The organism is Rhizobium sp. NZLR8, assembly GCF_019685025.1.
Taxonomy (GTDB): domain Bacteria; phylum Pseudomonadota; class Alphaproteobacteria; order Rhizobiales; family Rhizobiaceae; genus Rhizobium.
In genome coordinates this window covers 51,763-66,805 of the sequence record NZ_JABDVY010000024.1, presented here as the reverse complement: position 1 = coordinate 66,805, position 15,043 = coordinate 51,763, and the positions used below count along the sequence as shown (strand labels likewise).

The window sequence follows — 15,043 nt, the reverse complement described above, 5'->3', positions numbered from 1 at the left end:
CGCCGTGAAGAGAATTAGGCTAATTAATCTGGCTTATCTCAATTAAGCGAAACTTAATCATGCTCGATTACCCCGCCCTGCGCGCCGTCGCAACTGTTGTCCAGACAGGCAGCTTCGATAGGGCTGCGACCGTGCTGAACGTCACTCCCTCGGCCGTTTCGCAGCGCGTAAAGCAGATCGAGGAGCGTCTCGGTACCGTCCTCATCGTCAGAGGCACGCCGTGCACGGCAACCGAAAAGGGAGAATGGCTCTGCCGCCATATGGAGAATGTCGGCATGCTCGAAGCCGAACTCTTCGGGCAACTGCCGGCTCTCGTCGATCCCGACGAACCACGCCAAAGGGTGACGCTCCAGATCGCGACCAATGCCGACAGCCTTGGGACATGGTTCGTGGAGGCCATGTCGAACTTCGCCAAGAGTTCTTCCTACCTCTTGAATATCGCCGTCGACGACCAGGACCACACCGCCGAATGGTTGCAGCGCGGACGGGTGATCGCAGCCGTCACCAGCCTTGAGAAGCCGGTCCGCGGATGCCGGCGATTTGCACTCGGCATTCTGCGCTACCACGCTACGGCAACCCCCGACTTCGTGGCACGCCACTTTCCGGGCGGCGTAACCGCCGAGGCAATCCGCAATGCCCCGGCGCTCACCTTCAATCAGAAGGACAGGTTGCAGAGCAGCTGGGTAAGCAGCAAGTTCGGACGCGATCTCGATTATCCCACCCATTGGCTGCCGTCGACGCAGAGTTTCGTCGAGGCGAGCCTTTCGGGCATGGGATGGGGAATGAACCCGACCCAGCTCACCCGCGAACATCTCGCATCGGGACGGCTGGTCGAATTGGTTCCCGACACCCCACTCGATGTCCCACTATACTGGCAGATAAACCGCCTCGCCGCCGATCGCCTGGCGAAGCTGACGCGCGAGGTCATCGCGGTGGCCAAGCGCAATCTCTGAACGCGTTGCTCAGAACAGCAGCGGCTCAAAACAGGCGCTGTCACACGTACGCCGTGCGGCTGCCGAATTCGCTGGTGTCGTCAAAATTCTTCGTGCCGATACGCTCGCTCTCGCCGGAGAGATCCTGCGGAGCCTCGGTAGCGGGCTTCGATGCGGCGGACGCCTCGGTCTTGCTGCTCTCGGACGCTTCGAGCTTGGCAATCTTTGCTTCCAGCGTCTCGATGGATTTTTCGATTGTGGCCTTCTCTTTCTCGTCCTGCGTTTGCGACAGGGCTGCCTGCTTTTCGGCAAGCTGCGCCTCGAGAGAGGCAAGCTGGTCCGACGAACTGGACGACGAGGTTGAAGCGGTTGAACTCAAAAGGGTGGATGCGGAACTGGAAATTGCGCTGACCATGCGGATGACCTTCGATATTCGATGTCATCTTTCTAGGCCGCGAATGATAAATAAAGTACTATGAAGTACCATTTTTCATAACAATTATTGCGCATCGTCAAACTCGGCGCCGCTTTGAGTATCCCGCCCTACGCGATAGCGATGATCTGCAGCTCATGGCTACCTGTCTCCACCACATCGCCGACAGCCTTGCCCATCAGCAACCGCGCCACCGGCGACACATAAGAAATCGATCCGGCCTTGGGATCGGCTTCGTCCTCGCCGACGATCCGATAGGTCTGCACGCGCCCGTCGTCGCGGCTGAAAGTCACCGTGCTGCCGAAGGCGACAGTGTCGGTTGACGCAGGGTCAGGCATGAGCTGGGCGTTGCGGAGCCTCGCCGCGAGATAGCGCAGGTCGCGCAACGGTCCCGCCGCCTGCCGCCGTCGTTCGTTCACGTCTTCGATGACACTCGCGGCATCATAGGCCAGGCGAGCCTGCTGGAACAGTAGTTCCAGAGCCTTCAACCCTGCCTCCGTCACCAGGTTCAGATGCGGCGAAACCGGACGATCGGGCAGCAGGGTTTCCGAAGCGGTTTCGAAACTCTCTTCCTTGGTGAATGCGACGGCCAATTCTATACTCCGTTTTGGGCGCGGTGCGCTTATAGCTGACGGGGAGGTTCTCCCCATCCAAAACATACATACACCCGCCGCAGACGAACCGCCAATCTTGGCTCATCGGCAACGCGGAACGTCCCGCGCCGCATGGCGTTTAGACCCGTGACGCATCATGGCCGAGGAGGATCAATGCCCGGCGAACAGCGGAAAGCCCGCGATATAACCCGGAGCGAAACATGCCTTCGTTCCTGACCGACGCCATGCCGCTGACACCGAGCTGGTGGGACATCGCCGCGCGCATCGCGCTGACGGTGATCGCCGGCGGCCTCATCGGCCTCGACCGCGAGCGCGGCGGCCATGCCGCGGGCTTCCGGACGACGATCCTGGTGGCGCTTGCCGCCTGCGTTGCGATGGTCCAGGCGAACCTGCTTCTATCGACCTACGGGAAAACACTGAGTTTTTTCACCCAGATGGACGTGCTGCGCTTTCCCCTCGGCGTCCTGACCGGCGTCGGCTTCATCGGCGGCGGAGCGATCCTCAGGCGCGGCGACATGATGACTGGCGTCACCACGGCGGCGACCCTGTGGTTCATGACCGTGGTCGGCCTCTGCTTCGGCGGCGGCCAGATCGTCACCGGGACCGTCGCAACCGTCATCGCCGTCATCGTGCTGTCGCCGCTGAAACGCCTGGACACCTGGCTGCGCTGCGAACGCAAGGCGACGCTCGTCGTCTATGGCTCGAGTTCTGATATTCCCGACCTTTCGGATGTGCTGGGACCTCTTGAATGCAGCGCATCGTTTGTCTCGTTGGGACAGGCCGAAGATGGCCGCACCGGGGTGACGTTCGAATTGCGCTGGCTGGCGAAAGATCCGGACGCATCCGCACGCGCAATCCTCTTCGCCGTCTCCGAGGCGCACGAGGTCGCGAATTTCTCGATGCCCACGACATAAGCCGGACGCCCCGCCATCGCGGCGCCCTGCCTATTTGGGGGCGTGCTCCGGTTTGCCCTTTCTTTTGGTGGATGCAAATTCCTCGAGCTGTTTTTCGCTCATGGACTCGACCATCTGCTTGGAGGCGCCCTTGAGCTCTTTCTTGGGCGTCTCGCCACGTTTGGCCGACAGTGCGGCGCCCGCCGCCTTCTGCTGGGCCTTGGACTTGGCTGGCATATCGATCTCCTTATGCTTGTGATGAGGCGCCGAGTTGGCCTCAAAGCTTCCTGAGTTCATCGGGCTTGTGTGCGGCCCGCTTTCCCGATTTGTCGCTTTCCACGATATACTGGGGTTCCGCCGCCGACGCCTTCACCTTGTGGCCCTTGATCTTCGTCTGGCTGATCTGCTTTTTGACCACCCTGCCCTCGGTCTTTCCCTGGCTGGTGTCCCAGCTCACGTCGTCGCCCTTCCTCAATTGCTTGGACATGCGAGGCTCCTTACGGCGAGGAGGCTGCGGCAAAAGCCGCAGCCGACCGCTCGTCAGTTAATAGTGGCCCACTGGGTGCGAACATCCCTGGCGTTCTTTGACAGATGAACATGCGCATCGACGTGATCGACCCAGTCGATCGGGATCAGGTGGTGCTTGCCGTCCTCCGAGTCGGTCTTCGCCAGCTTGATGCGCGTGGGTCCGTCGAGATGATCGACTGTCCCCATATGGGTGCCATCGGCAGCCCGCACTTCCATATGTTCACGGATCTGATCTGCGGAAATCATGGTTTCCTCCTTTGCATCATTGTCAGGTACGAAGCGGCAACGACGTGGAGCGGACTTGGTTCCGAGTCATGTCGCCGTGCCCCGATTTGGCATTTTGCAACCCCGCAGCGGTCAGCTCTTCCGATCGGCGGGCGCACGGCGATCGTTCAATATCTCTGATGTTATCCATAAACTCTATTCGTTTGAATGATGAGTTCCGGGAGCCCATATTGTGATTACGGACATGGACGAAACCTCCCATCGAGACCATGCCCCTGACCCAAGAAAGGATCTGGACATGACCACGCTCATCTATCGGGGTGCTGGCAAGACCCTCACCTCCGGCGAAGGCCGCTTCGATCTGGCACATTATGCCCGCAGGCTTGTGCTCGCTTGGACGCGCTGGCAGACGGCTCGCGAAATCGAAGCCATGCCCTTCGACATCCGCAAGGACATCGGCTGGCCGAGCACCGACGACAACAAACACCGGACCGTGTAATGAATGCGACATTTCTCCCAAGATGAGGCGGCGTCTGCCTACTGCAACGCCGCCTTTCTCATCGGCTGACCGTCCATTCCCAGGCCGTTTTCGATCTTGAATTTCAGATGCCTATCAGCCTGTTCGTTGCCCTTCCCACGCCCCTTCCGGGGGTTTGACCGGCTAGATCTCAGGCGATGTCGCATATTTGCTCTTCCCGGCCGCATTTTTCCATGCCAGTGTCGCTTTCAGGACATCGGCGCGACGCAATCCGCGCAACGAATGTGTCATCGCCCCTCGAGCATGGATTTCGCTATGAACAGGATGCAGATCAAGAAGCGTTCGCTGGTCTTCTTTATGGTACCGCAATTCACCATGCTGCCCTTTTCGGCGGCCGTGGACACCTTACGCATCGCCAATCGCATGCTCGGCTATCAGGCCTATACCTGGCGGCTCGCCTCCCTCGACGGGGAGAAGGTCTATTCCTCCTGCGGCATCGGCGTCGAGGCGAATTCCTCGCTGGCCGAGGAGCGCCGCCATCTCGGCGGCGAAAACCGGCCGGGCATGGTGCTCGTCTGTTCCGGCATCGATGTCGAGCAGTTCAACAACAAGTCGGTCAATGCATGGCTGCGCGAATGCTATAATCGCGGCGTTGCCGTCGGCAGCCTCTGTACGGGCGCGCATGTGCTGGCCCAGGCCGGCCTGCTGAACGGCAAGCGCTGTGCCATCCACTGGGAAAATCTGCCGGGCTTTTCGGAAGCCTTCCCGCAGGCCGAGGTCTATGCCGATCTCTACGAGATCGACGGCAATCTCTATACCTGCGCCGGCGGCACCGCCTCGCTCGACATGATGCTCAACCTCGTCGGTGAGGATTTCGGCGAGAGCCTCGTCAACCGCATCTGCGAGCAGCACCTGACCGATCGCGTGCGCAATCCGCATGACCGCCAGCGCCTGCCGCTGCGCGCCCGTCTCGGCGTGCAGAACGCCAAGGTGCTGTCGATCATCGAACTGATGGAAGGCAATCTCGCCGAGCCGCTATCGCTGATCGAGATCGCCGATGGCGCCGGCCTCTCACGCCGCCAGATCGAGCGGCTGTTCCGCCAGGAGATGGGCCGCTCTCCGGCCCGCTACTATCTGGAAATCCGCCTCGACCGCGCCCGCCACCTGCTGGTGCAATCCTCGATGCCTGTGGTCGAGGTTGCCGTCGCCTGCGGCTTCGTCTCGGCTTCGCATTTCTCCAAGTGTTATCGCGAACTCTACCATCGCTCACCGCAACAGGAGCGTGCCGAGCGCAAGATGACCATGGCGACCGCGCGCCAGCAGCCGGTCGCGGCCTGAGAGTTTGAAAAAACAGAGACTGCCGCCTGAAATGAAACGGCGGGGGCTCGCCCAGGATGGCTCTACTGCGCCGCCTCTTCCGTCATCTTGGCGTCCGAATAGACCTGGTTGCGGCCCCGGTGTTTGGCCATGTAGAGGAATTGGTCGGCGGCGTTGAGATAATTCTCGAAGGTCTCGTAGCCGCCGATCTCGGCGATGCCGATCGAAATCGTGACACCGAGTTCCTCGTCGTCTGCCGTGACCTTCAACCGAGAAATATCCGAGCGGATCTCGTCGCAGAGCTTGGTCGCCGCAAGGGAATCCATCTGTGGGAAGAGGATGGCGAATTCTTCCCCGCCAAGCCGCGAGAGAAGATTGTCGCTGCCTTCGAAGATCGTGAACAACCTGTTTGCGACAGCCTTCAGCACCTTGTCGCCGATCTCGTGGCCATAGGTGTCGTTCAGTCGTTTGAAATGGTCGATATCGAGAATCGCCACCGAACTCGGCACTTTCAGCCGCAGGCACTCGTTCACCAGCTTCGGGCCATTGTCGTAGAAATAGCGGCGGTTATAGAGGCCGGTCAGGTAATCGCAGGCCGCCGCCGCCCTGAGTTGCCGCATCTGCGCCAGCGTTTCGGCATTGTTGGCGATGCGGCATTGCAGTTCTTCGGCGACGAAGGGCCGGTAGACGAAATCGCTGGCGCCGGCTTTGAGGAAACTCGCCGAAAGCATGCGGTCGTTGGAGGAGGAAACGCCGATGACGCGCAGCCTGTCCGAACCGAAGCGATGGCGGATACGCCGCGTCAACTCGTAGCCGCTCATATCGGGCATGTGGTGGTCGGTGACGACCAGTTCGATATCGCTGTAGGCCTCAAGTGCGGCCAGCGCCTCGAGCCCCGAATTTGCCTCGACGACGAGATATTGCTGCGCCTTCAGGAGGTCAACCAACACCTGGCGCACCGAGACGACATCATCGACGACGAGCACCCGCGTCTTGCGGTTGGAGATCGCCCGTCGGACGGTGGCAACGAGATTGTCGAGCGCGAATTCATTGTCCTTCAGCACGTAATCGATGACATTGCGCTCCATGATCCTGTTGCGCGTATTGACATCGAATGTCGCGGTGAAGACGATCGCCGGGATATCGTGCTCGATCGTACAGTCGAGCGCTTCGCCATAGGGCGAATCCGGCAGGTTGAGGTCGACCACGGCCATGGTGTAGCCGTGACCGTCCTCGGCAAGTTCTTTGCGAAGAGCCTTCAGCGACGGGCAGGATTTGACCGCAAGGCCAAGCTCGGTCTGGAACCGATGGCAAAGCACGGCGGAAAACATCCGGGAATCTTCAACCAGAAGTATTTTGAGCCCGCCGGAGCGCAGCCCGATGCCATCTCGCTGAAAATCCGCTTGAAAAGCCACAGCCGCTACTCCCCCATGCGTCCGATGGCCTCGACTCGGCCCTCTCCCCGGCGGGGCGGACGATAACCGAGAGGGCTGCGCGCGTGAAGGGGGCAAATCGCGGCGTTACTTGTAATTGCAGAAATTCGACGACGGCCTGTTTCCGTCATCTCCGCCCCTATGGCGATGATACTGGAAGGGCCTTCAGGCAACCGCCCGCTCCCTGCGCATCGACTGGATTTGCAGCAGCGTATCGAGGTTCTGGTTGACGCGGCAGTAGAACTCCTCGTCGATGAAGGGACGCAGCATGAAATCATTGCCGCCGGCCTTCAGGAAACGCGCCGAAAGCAGCCGGTTCGACGAGGAGGAAACGCCGATGATGCGCAGCTCGTGCGAGCCGATACTGGAGCGGATACGCCGCGTCAGCTCGAAGCCGTCAATGTCGGGCATATTGTAGTCGGTGATCATCAGGCCGATATCGCGGTTGGCCTTCAGGATCTCCAGCGCCTTGCCGCCGTTCTCGGCGACGCTGACACGGAAATTATACCGCTTCAACCGGCTCGACAGCAGCGCGCGGGCCGTCGCGCTATCGTCGACGATCAGCACGTGGTGACGATGATTGGTCAGGAACCGGCAGATCGATTCCGCCAGAAGGTCGACGGCGAAGATATTGTCCTTGAGGATATAGTCGACGATATCCTTGGCCATCAGCTTGTCGCGCATGCTTTCATGGAAGGTGCCGGTAAACACGATGGTCGGGATGGAAAGATCGACCAGATATTCGAGCGCTTCGCCGTTTTCGGCGCCGGGCAGGTTGATGTTCGAGATTGCCAGCGTGATCGGATCTGAAGACTTGTCATAGGAAACCTGCAACTCCTCGAAGCTGCGGCAGATCTCGACGTCGATGTCGAACAGCTCCTTGAGGCGTTTGCTGATCATCGAGGTGAATACGTTGGAATCTTCCGCGACAATAATACGCGCGCCAGCAAACATTTCCCCGGAATATTGCATCCCCGAAATACCTAGAAACGCCATAGCAAACCTTTGATGTAAATTCTGTCCCCGGATCAAATTGGTACATCAATTGATTTGAATAATTCTTAATCAGCACGGCTGGATATAAAACGAAGAAGCAGCCCGATGGGGCCGCCTCCGTTTTCTTGCAAATATGATTAAGAAAGTAGTCGCGAAGCGCCGCATTCTCGGTATCGAACGGGCTCCCGTCGCCACAGTCGCTCGGCACGCCGATCAACTCTCCAGCCATACGGCACACCGAACAGCCCTCATCCCGAGGTGCCCTGTGGGGGCCTCGAAGGACGGCGGCGGATGACTGGTCGCAGAGGTGAGACGCCCACTCCCGCGCGCCCATTGGCTGGCAGCGCCCGGCCGAAGCGATTATAAACGGGCCATCAAACCCGACCCGCCGAGAGGTTCGCCCATGACCCAATCCGACCCGGTGATCGAATGGCTTCTCGATTCCGACCCGTCGATCCGATGGCAGGTGATGCGCGATCTGCTCGACGCCCCGGATCGGAAGTGGATGGCCGAGCGGGCCAGGGTGGAGACGGAGGGCTGGGGTGCCAGACTGCTTGCCTGCCGAGACGAGGATGGGCAATGGGCGGGCGGCGCCTTCCTGCCCGCCGGTTTCGACCCTCGCGAGTGGCATGAGCACGGCCAGCCATGGATGGCAACGACCTTCTCGCTGTCGCAACTCAGGGAATTCGGTCTCGATCCCGCCTGCGCGCAGGCCAGGCACACCGTCGCATTGATCGGCGCCAATGCCCGTTGGGAAGAAGGCGGCCAGCCCTATTGGGAAGGCGAAGTCGAAGAATGCATCAACGGCCGCACCGTGGCCGACGGCGCCTATTTCGGGATCGACATCTCACCGATCGTCGACAGGCTGGCCGGCGAGCGCCTCGCCGACGGCGGCTGGAACTGCGAGCGAACCCGTGGCTCGGTTCGGTCGTCTTTCGCTACCACCATCAACGTCCTGGAAGGGCTGCTGGAATTCGAGAAATCGACCGGCGGCACGCCCCGATCCCGCGAAGCGCGCGGAACGGGCGAGGAATTCCTGCTCGAGCGCAGCCTCTTCCGTCGCCTCCGAACCAGCGAGCCCGCCGACAAAAATTTCCTGCAGTTCCTGCACCCGAACCGCTGGCGCTACGACATCCTGCGTGCGCTCGACTATTTCCGCGCCAGCGCTATCCTCACCGACACCGCTCCCGACCCGCGCCTCAGCGAGGCGATCAACCACCTTCGTACCCGACGCCTTGAAGATGGCCGCTGGCCGCTCGACCGGAGCCCGCCGGGGCGTGTGTGGTTCGAATTCGACGACGGACAAGGTAGGCCCTCACGATGGGTGACGCTCCGGGCGCTGCGGGTGCTTAGATGGTGGGGTACCCAAGCATCAATCGCTTGACGCGGCGAGCCGCTGCCTTGCCGAGCACAATGGTGAAGTGTGAAGCTCTCTAGGCGCAGCAGCGGCTCCGTACCGTGTTGGGGCCGCAGCAGGCGAAGTCCGTTTTGCTTTCCTCCTCCAGCCAACGATCGCGCGGCTTGCAGCTTGCCGGCCGCGGTAAAAGCATGACGTGGACGGCACCAGCACTGAGAACCGGCCTCGCTGCGCGATAGAGCTGCATCGGCCGCACGCCGTCGCTGACTTCGAAGGTGAGCTTGGCAGAACCGTCGAGCTGCACATGCTCCGTCACCTTGCGGACGATGGAACAGAACTTGCCGGCCGGCATGTGCTTTCGGTCGCCTTCATCGATGTCCCACAGCTGGATGAAGATTTCGGTCCAGGCCTCGGGATTGGCGCCGCAATCGAGGCCCGCGAATTGGCCCGCCTTGACCTCGGTGACATGATAGCCTGATTTCACCGCCCGACCGTCATAATAGAAAACCAGCGGCGCGTCCTTTTCGTCGGCGAGCATATCCAGCAGGAGGCCGAGACTGATATCATTCTCTCGGATTTTTCCGTTGTCGATCGTGTCCATATCAGTTAATCCTCATTTCAACGATTCAAGGATTATTGAAATATGGATCAACGTCAAGCCCTCGCCGCTTTCAGTGCGCTTTCGCAGGAAACGCGCCTGCACATCATCCGCATGCTTGTTGTATCCGGTCCGGACGGCATGGCGGCGGGCGCCATCGCGGAAAAGGCGGAGGTCTCGCCGTCCAACGTCTCCTTCCATCTGAAGGAGCTGGAACGTGCCGGCCTCATTGCCCAGCAGCGCGAATCCCGCTCAATCATCTACACCCCCAATTACGAGGCGCTTGGCGGCTTGATCCGTTTCCTGATGGAAGATTGCTGCGGCGGAAACCCTGAGATCTGTGCGCCGGCTGCTGCCGTCGCCGCGTGTTGTGCACCTGCGATGAAGGAGGACCTGCAATGACCACAGGCACGACCGCAAAACCGGTGACGGCCGATTGATGGCGCCGTTCGATCTGCCGCGCCGGCTGGTCGCAGAGGCCATCGGCACCGCCATGCTGGTCGCGACCGTCGTCGGCTCCGGCATCATGGCGACGTCGCTGACGCAGGATACAGGGCTTGCCCTGCTCGGCAATACGCTCGCGACCGGCGCCATTCTGGTGGTGCTGATCACCACACTCGGGCCGATCTCCGGCGCCCACTTCAATCCCGCCGTCTCGCTGGTCTTTGCAATGTCACGTTCGCTGCCGAAACGCGACCTGACCGGATATGTGCTGGCACAGATTGCCGGCGGCGTGGCCGGGACGATCGCGGCTCACCTGATGTTCGAACTCCCGCTCGTGGAACTCTCCAGCAAGATCCGCACCGGCGGCGCGCAATGGTTCTCCGAAGGTGTGGCGACCTTCGGCCTGGTCGCGGTCATTCTTGCCGGCACCCGGTTCGAGCAGAAAGCGGTGCCATGGCTGGTCGGCCTCTACATCACCGCCGCCTACTGGTTCACCGCCTCCACCTCATTTGCCAATCCGGCCATTGCGCTCGCCCGTTCCCTGACCGACACCTTCTCCGGCATCCGCCCGATCGATCTTCCCGGCTTCTGGCTCGCCGAAATCGCCGGCGCGCTCCTTGCGCTCATTCTTTTCACCTGGCTGCTGCAGCCGGCCGAAACATCGTCAACCCTATCCTCTGAGGCGAAGCTATGAACGTCACCATCTACCACAACCCGGCATGCGGCACCTCGCGCAATACGCTGGCGATGATCCGCAATGCCGGCATCGAACCGACCGTCGTCGAATACGTCAAGACTCCGCCCTTGCGGGAGGAACTGTCTCGGATGATCGCCGATTCCGGCCTCACCGTACGCCAGGCCGTTCGCCAGAAGGATACGCCCTATGCCGAACTCGGCCTCGATAATCCTGACCTCAGCGATGACCAGCTTCTCGACGCCATGCTCGCGCATCCGATCCTGATCAACCGGCCGTTCGTCGTGACACCGCTCGGCACGCGCCTGTCACGGCCCTCCGAGTTGGTTCTGGAAATCCTGCCGGAAACCCACAAGGGCGCCTTCGCCAAGGAAGACGGCGAGAAGGTGCTCGACGCCGGGGGCAAGCGGATCGTCTGATCCGCCCACCTACTTGACGACGGCCGAGCCCTTGACGATGTCGATCGTCTCGCCGCCGTCGAGCCCGATACGGTCTCCGTCGGGCGTAGTCATGAAGCAGCCGGAAGCGCAGAGGTTTTCCGAAGCGCCGGCATCGACCACGACTTCGACGCGCTGGCCGCTCTCGGTGATGACGAGCACCACGGCTGCCGGATCGGTGTTGGTGATGGATGCTGCTTCAGCCGCGGGCGCGGCGAGCAGCGGGACAAGCAAAACGGCGGCAAACCTTGCCATCATGTGCGGCGGCGCGGACGCGCCCTCCCCTCGAACGATCGGTGCTGCCCGCGGCAGCAATCCCGCTGGTGGAGATCATGCACATAGACCTGTGAATGATGGCTGAATGAGCCGTTCAGCTCTTCAGGCTGCCATCCGCCGTCCGCCCGCGCAACTGCCGCACCGGCCGCTCCTCGTCCTCGATGGGCTTGTTCTTTGGATCGTCCTGGCCGTCCGTCTGCTCCTTGACGGCATTGGCAAGGACCGGCGCGGCATCGCGATGGATGGTGAGATCGCTCTGCGGCAGCGGGATCTCGATGCCCTCGGCCTTGAAGCGCCGGAGGATCTCCATCCTGAGATTGTTGCGCACCGTCATGCCGTCGCCCATGTCGGCGAGGAAGAAGCGCAGCTCGAAATCCAGGGAATAAGGGCCGAAGCGCAGGAATTCGACATGCGGCTCGGGATTGCGCATGACGAGCGGTATCTTGGCCGTCAGCTCGAGCAGGATATCCATCACCTGCTGCGGATCGGCGTTGTAGCTGACGGAAACCGGAATTTCCGATCGGCCGATCCTGTTGCGATGCGTCCAGTTGCCGACCAGGCCGTTGATCAGCTCCGAATTCGGTACGATGATCGACTGCTTGCGGAAAGTCTCGATCTCGGTGGCGCGCACCGAAATACGTTTGACGATGCCCTCGGCGGTGCCGGAAACGACATGATCGCCGACCTTGAACGGCCGCTCGACGAGCAGGATCAGGCCGGAGACGAAGTTGGAAACGATGTTCTGCAGGCCGAAACCGATGCCGACCGAAAGTGCCGACGCGACAAGCGCAAAGCTCGAGAGATCGATGCCGGCGGCGGAAACGCCGATGATCGCCGCGATACCGACGCCCAGATAGCCGATGCCCGTTTTGACCGAATTGCGCACGCCGAGATCGACATGGCTTCGCGCCATCACATTGCCGTCGAGCCAGCGCTGCAGCCAGCGCGTCAGCAGGTAGACGCCGGCAAACAGCAGGATGCCGGTGCAGATGCCGAGCAGCGAGATGCTGATGCCGCCGAGCCTGACCTCGGTGAACAGCCTATAGGCAAGGATCTGCAGGTCCTGCACATGGAAACCCCAGAGCAGCAGGATCAGCGGGATGCCGACGAGAAGCGCCACGGCATAGATCGCAAGGCCGACGAGCAGACCGGCCTGGTCGATTGCCACCGGGCCCAGTTTGAAGCGGCGCGTCAGGAAGCGCGCGAAGAAGGTGTCGCCAAAGCTTTCCTGCCTGGATATCGCCTTGCCTGAGAGCAGGCCGATATACATGGTGACGACGACCGCGCCGGTGACGATGAGCTGCGTGGCGACGAAGCGCGCCAGCCCCACATAACCGCTCAGCGCGGTGAGGATGAGGCCGCCGCCGACGACGCGCAGGATGATCGCCATGCCGCGCGGCCAATGCCGGCCCGGGGCATCCGGATCGCCATTCTTCGCCAGCATCGGCTTGCCGAACGAGACCGAGATCAGGATCAGGCCGATGATCAACGCGGCAATCAGGCTCCTGACCACGGTTAGCACCAGCGGCGAGCCCATCGTTTCGCCGACGGTCCCGAACAGATAATCGAGCGCATTGACGACGGCCATCGCCAATAGGCAATAGCCGATCGAGCGCGCGCCGAGATTGGAAAGATGAACGAGCCGCCAGCGTGGTTCGTTCGGCGCGAAGATGGCGTTGACGAAGCGACCAACGAAATAAACCAGCCCGATCGCTCCGAACAAGGCCCCGATGACAGGTGCGATGTCGGGCCGCAGAACGTTGAAACTATTGAGAAAGAAGAACGAGGTGACGAGCAGCACCGAAAGCGCCAGGGTCCGGATCAGCGTCGACCAGAAAGCGATCGACAGCCGACCGATATAGGACGGGTTTTCGACAGCTTCGTCGCGGCGCAGATACGAGCCAAACAGCCGGTAGCTGCCGGAGAGCAGGATCAGGGCTGAGGCGAGCGACAGGAAGATCGCGGCAAAAAGTGGAAAACGCTTGAATTTCCAGACGAAGGTGGCCCAGCTCGACAGGGCTTGCATGAACTCGCTGGCCTCATGCACGAAGGCGCTGACGGCATCGTCGAGCACCGAGACCGAAATTTCCGTACGCCTGAGCAGCGTATCGGCAAACAACCGTCGGCGCATCTCGGTGATCTCGTTGACGAGCTTCGTCACCGTGATCGACAGGTTTTCCGCGTCGCCCGTCACCGCGTTGATCTGCGCGCGCTCACCGGCGAGCGCGTTACGCTCCTGGGTGACGATCCCGGCCTCCGGCGGCTGCCCGTCCTTCGGCGGATCGCCGATCTCGGTAAGCCGGTTCTTGATCTGGTCGAAACGCGGCCTGAGATTGACCGATATGGTGATGACGGCGCGGCTAAGTTCGTCGGCCTTGGTCGCAAGGCCGACCAGGGCATCGTCATCCTCGGCATTCTGCTTGACGCCGTCCTGGAGTGCCGTCAGTTGGACCTTGGCATTGTCGATCTCCTTCGTCGCCTGGTCGAGCGGTGTGTCGGCAAGCGGCGCCTGCGCGGCTGCCGATGCCTGCGGCTCCTGCGCGAAGGCCGCAGCACCCTTGAAATGCGCGCCGGCCACCGCCAGCATCAGCAGAAGAATGGTGCGAAGCAGGATCGGTCTCAGCCGCAAAAGCGCCTCCGGAAAGATTATCGTCGGGATAGAATGCCAGCTTGTCATAGCAAAGAAAGGCGACAGAAAGGCGGAAGCTCCTGGAAAGGGTTAAAGCATGTCGCAGCGGTTGCGATAACGACATGCGTAGAACAAAGAACGAAAGCGCGACAAGTGAATCCGAAAGATCGCGGCGCGCTTAGAAACCCGCGCCTGGCGTCGAAAGATAGTCGCGTTCCCTGGCCGTCGACTCCCGTCCTAACATGGCATTGCGGTGCGGAAAGCGGCCATAGGCGGCGATCACGTCGCGATGGCGGATCGCATAATCCAGATATTCCGCGTCGCCGAGAGCGGTGAACAATGCCACCGACCGTTCCTGCTCGCCAAGGTCTTCGGCATGTTCGAACGGCAAATAGAAGAAGGTACGGCAGGCGGTCTCGACCGCCTGATCGCCACCGGCGGCAAGCGCGAGCTTAGCCTCCCGAAGCGCCAGCCCATCGGTCGCGAAGGCCAGCGGCGTGCCGCGATAGATGTTGCGGGGAAACTGGTCGAGCACGATAATGGCCGCCAGCCGGCTTTCCGCATCGGCCCGCCATTCGTCGCTGACACCCGCGGCAAGGGCGAGATGCGTATGGCGGAAGCCTTCGCGGATCTCCACGTCGAGTTCCGGCGGCGGGCGGAACCACAGCTCCCGGCCGCATCGGACGAACCAGAAATCGTAAACTTCCCGCGGCGTACGGATCGTCGTCATCTTCGCTCTCCCTAACGTTAGGCACCTTA

At 61.2% G+C, this 15,043-nt stretch carries 19 protein-coding genes; 8 read left to right on the top strand and 11 right to left on the bottom strand.

All coding sequences use genetic code 11. From position 1 onward, the window contains the following. The first annotated feature begins 59 nt into the window (after nucleotides 1-59). On the top strand, nucleotides 60-953 hold the full coding sequence (locus HJB89_RS32045) for a LysR family transcriptional regulator ArgP (protein WP_221150980.1): 894 nt from the start codon (nucleotides 60-62) through the stop codon (nucleotides 951-953). Between the two features lie 40 nt (nucleotides 954-993). On the opposite strand, the gene HJB89_RS32040 is transcribed toward HJB89_RS32045, so the two are convergent. Together HJB89_RS32040 and greA are read right to left on the bottom strand one after the other, a co-directional pair. Continuing rightward, nucleotides 994-1,353, bottom strand: a complete 360-nt coding sequence (locus HJB89_RS32040) for a hypothetical protein (RefSeq protein ID WP_207584327.1) — start codon at nucleotides 1,351-1,353, stop codon at nucleotides 994-996. 122 nt (nucleotides 1,354-1,475) lie between these two features. Beyond that, nucleotides 1,476-1,958, bottom strand: a complete 483-nt coding sequence (gene greA / locus HJB89_RS32035) for a transcription elongation factor GreA (protein ID WP_207580818.1) — start codon at nucleotides 1,956-1,958, stop codon at nucleotides 1,476-1,478. Nucleotides 1,959-2,179: 221 nt separating this feature from the next. Between greA and HJB89_RS32030 the strand changes: the two genes are divergently transcribed. Next, nucleotides 2,180-2,893: an MgtC/SapB family protein gene (locus tag HJB89_RS32030; RefSeq protein ID WP_207580819.1), complete on the top strand. Its 714-nt coding sequence runs from the start codon at nucleotides 2,180-2,182 to the stop codon at nucleotides 2,891-2,893. Between the two features lie 30 nt (nucleotides 2,894-2,923). On the opposite strand, the gene HJB89_RS32025 is transcribed toward HJB89_RS32030, so the two are convergent. Genes HJB89_RS32025 through HJB89_RS32015 form a run of 3 tightly spaced genes read right to left on the bottom strand, consistent with a single transcriptional unit; the run spans nucleotide 2,924 to nucleotide 3,646 of the window. Continuing rightward, nucleotides 2,924-3,109: a DUF3008 family protein gene (locus tag HJB89_RS32025; protein ID WP_207580820.1), complete on the bottom strand. Its 186-nt coding sequence runs from the start codon at nucleotides 3,107-3,109 to the stop codon at nucleotides 2,924-2,926. A gap of 40 nt (nucleotides 3,110-3,149) precedes the next feature. After that, nucleotides 3,150-3,359, bottom strand: coding sequence for a DUF2945 domain-containing protein (locus tag HJB89_RS32020; protein WP_207580821.1), 210 nt, complete (start codon nucleotides 3,357-3,359; stop codon nucleotides 3,150-3,152). A gap of 53 nt (nucleotides 3,360-3,412) precedes the next feature. After that, entirely contained in the window at nucleotides 3,413-3,646 is a 234-nt protein-coding gene (locus HJB89_RS32015; protein WP_221133257.1) for a DUF2171 domain-containing protein, read from the bottom strand. Nucleotides 3,647-3,923: 277 nt separating this feature from the next. Here HJB89_RS32015 and HJB89_RS32010 point away from each other — a divergent pair, with 277 nt between their 5' ends. After that, a complete protein-coding gene (locus tag HJB89_RS32010) occupies nucleotides 3,924-4,124 on the top strand; it encodes a hypothetical protein (RefSeq protein WP_207580823.1) in 201 nt (66 codons plus the stop codon). A gap of 294 nt (nucleotides 4,125-4,418) precedes the next feature. Beyond that, entirely contained in the window at nucleotides 4,419-5,441 is a 1,023-nt protein-coding gene (locus tag HJB89_RS33905) for a GlxA family transcriptional regulator (RefSeq protein WP_207580824.1), read from the top strand. Between the two features lie 62 nt (nucleotides 5,442-5,503). On the opposite strand, the gene HJB89_RS32000 is transcribed toward HJB89_RS33905, so the two are convergent. After that, a complete protein-coding gene (locus HJB89_RS32000; RefSeq protein ID WP_207580825.1) occupies nucleotides 5,504-6,835 on the bottom strand; it encodes a diguanylate cyclase in 1,332 nt (443 codons plus the stop codon). A 183-nt stretch (nucleotides 6,836-7,018) separates the two neighbouring features. Next, on the bottom strand, nucleotides 7,019-7,849 hold the full coding sequence (locus HJB89_RS31995; protein ID WP_037078243.1) for a response regulator: 831 nt from the start codon (nucleotides 7,847-7,849) through the stop codon (nucleotides 7,019-7,021). Between the two features lie 403 nt (nucleotides 7,850-8,252). Between HJB89_RS31995 and HJB89_RS31990 the strand changes: the two genes are divergently transcribed. Then, nucleotides 8,253-9,233 carry a squalene cyclase gene (locus tag HJB89_RS31990; RefSeq protein WP_221150979.1) on the top strand — a complete coding sequence of 327 codons (981 nt, stop codon included), beginning with the start codon at nucleotides 8,253-8,255 and terminating at the stop codon, nucleotides 9,231-9,233. 49 nt (nucleotides 9,234-9,282) lie between these two features. Here HJB89_RS31990 and HJB89_RS31985 read toward each other — a convergent pair whose 3' ends face one another. Further along, the gene (locus HJB89_RS31985) at nucleotides 9,283-9,807 is read right to left on the bottom strand and encodes a DUF6428 family protein (RefSeq protein WP_221150978.1); all 525 of its coding nucleotides are present in this window, start codon (nucleotides 9,805-9,807) and stop codon (nucleotides 9,283-9,285) included. Nucleotides 9,808-9,849: 42 nt separating this feature from the next. Here HJB89_RS31985 and HJB89_RS31980 point away from each other — a divergent pair, with 42 nt between their 5' ends. From HJB89_RS31980 to arsC, 3 genes are read left to right on the top strand one after another with little or no spacing between them, the layout of a single operon-like run. Beyond that, nucleotides 9,850-10,206, top strand: a complete 357-nt coding sequence (locus HJB89_RS31980; RefSeq protein WP_221141500.1) for a helix-turn-helix transcriptional regulator — start codon at nucleotides 9,850-9,852, stop codon at nucleotides 10,204-10,206. 37 nt (nucleotides 10,207-10,243) lie between these two features. Next, entirely contained in the window at nucleotides 10,244-10,942 is a 699-nt protein-coding gene (locus HJB89_RS31975) for an MIP/aquaporin family protein (protein ID WP_207580829.1), read from the top strand. Further along, nucleotides 10,939-11,361 (top strand): arsenate reductase (glutaredoxin), encoded by a 423-nt coding sequence (arsC, locus tag HJB89_RS31970; protein WP_221150977.1) that lies wholly within the window; start codon nucleotides 10,939-10,941, stop codon nucleotides 11,359-11,361. Before HJB89_RS31975 ends, arsC begins: the two co-directional genes overlap by 4 nt. 9 nt (nucleotides 11,362-11,370) lie before the next feature. Here arsC and HJB89_RS31965 read toward each other — a convergent pair whose 3' ends face one another. From HJB89_RS31965 to HJB89_RS31955, 3 genes are all read right to left on the bottom strand, one after another. Beyond that, complete coding sequence (locus tag HJB89_RS31965; RefSeq protein ID WP_017994411.1) at nucleotides 11,371-11,637, bottom strand: hypothetical protein; 267 nt, start codon at nucleotides 11,635-11,637, stop codon at nucleotides 11,371-11,373. Nucleotides 11,638-11,749: 112 nt separating this feature from the next. After that, nucleotides 11,750-14,284 carry a mechanosensitive ion channel family protein gene (locus HJB89_RS31960; RefSeq protein ID WP_207580831.1) on the bottom strand — a complete coding sequence of 845 codons (2,535 nt, stop codon included), beginning with the start codon at nucleotides 14,282-14,284 and terminating at the stop codon, nucleotides 11,750-11,752. Nucleotides 14,285-14,462: 178 nt separating this feature from the next. Then, nucleotides 14,463-15,014 (bottom strand): DUF924 family protein, encoded by a 552-nt coding sequence (locus HJB89_RS31955; RefSeq protein ID WP_207580832.1) that lies wholly within the window; start codon nucleotides 15,012-15,014, stop codon nucleotides 14,463-14,465. Nucleotides 15,015-15,043 lie beyond the last annotated feature (29 nt).

Coding starts and splice junctions, on each gene's coding strand:
- HJB89_RS32045 (WP_221150980.1), top strand. CDS start 60: ATGCTCGATTACCCCGCCCTGCGCGCCGTCGCAACTGTTGTCCAGACA.
- HJB89_RS32030 (WP_207580819.1), top strand. CDS start 2,180: ATGCCTTCGTTCCTGACCGACGCCATGCCGCTGACACCGAGCTGGTGG.
- HJB89_RS32025 (WP_207580820.1), bottom strand. CDS start 3,109: ATGCCAGCCAAGTCCAAGGCCCAGCAGAAGGCGGCGGGCGCCGCACTG.
- HJB89_RS32020 (WP_207580821.1), bottom strand. CDS start 3,359: ATGTCCAAGCAATTGAGGAAGGGCGACGACGTGAGCTGGGACACCAGC.
- HJB89_RS32015 (WP_221133257.1), bottom strand. CDS start 3,646: ATGATTTCCGCAGATCAGATCCGTGAACATATGGAAGTGCGGGCTGCC.
- HJB89_RS32010 (WP_207580823.1), top strand. CDS start 3,924: ATGACCACGCTCATCTATCGGGGTGCTGGCAAGACCCTCACCTCCGGC.
- HJB89_RS33905 (WP_207580824.1), top strand. CDS start 4,419: ATGAACAGGATGCAGATCAAGAAGCGTTCGCTGGTCTTCTTTATGGTA.
- HJB89_RS31995 (WP_037078243.1), bottom strand. CDS start 7,849: ATGGCGTTTCTAGGTATTTCGGGGATGCAATATTCCGGGGAAATGTTT.
- HJB89_RS31990 (WP_221150979.1), top strand. CDS start 8,253: ATGACCCAATCCGACCCGGTGATCGAATGGCTTCTCGATTCCGACCCG.
- HJB89_RS31985 (WP_221150978.1), bottom strand. CDS start 9,807: ATGGACACGATCGACAACGGAAAAATCCGAGAGAATGATATCAGTCTC.
- HJB89_RS31980 (WP_221141500.1), top strand. CDS start 9,850: ATGGATCAACGTCAAGCCCTCGCCGCTTTCAGTGCGCTTTCGCAGGAA.
- HJB89_RS31975 (WP_207580829.1), top strand. CDS start 10,244: ATGGCGCCGTTCGATCTGCCGCGCCGGCTGGTCGCAGAGGCCATCGGC.
- arsC (WP_221150977.1), top strand. CDS start 10,939: ATGAACGTCACCATCTACCACAACCCGGCATGCGGCACCTCGCGCAAT.
- HJB89_RS31965 (WP_017994411.1), bottom strand. CDS start 11,637: ATGATGGCAAGGTTTGCCGCCGTTTTGCTTGTCCCGCTGCTCGCCGCG.
- HJB89_RS31955 (WP_207580832.1), bottom strand. CDS start 15,014: ATGACGACGATCCGTACGCCGCGGGAAGTTTACGATTTCTGGTTCGTC.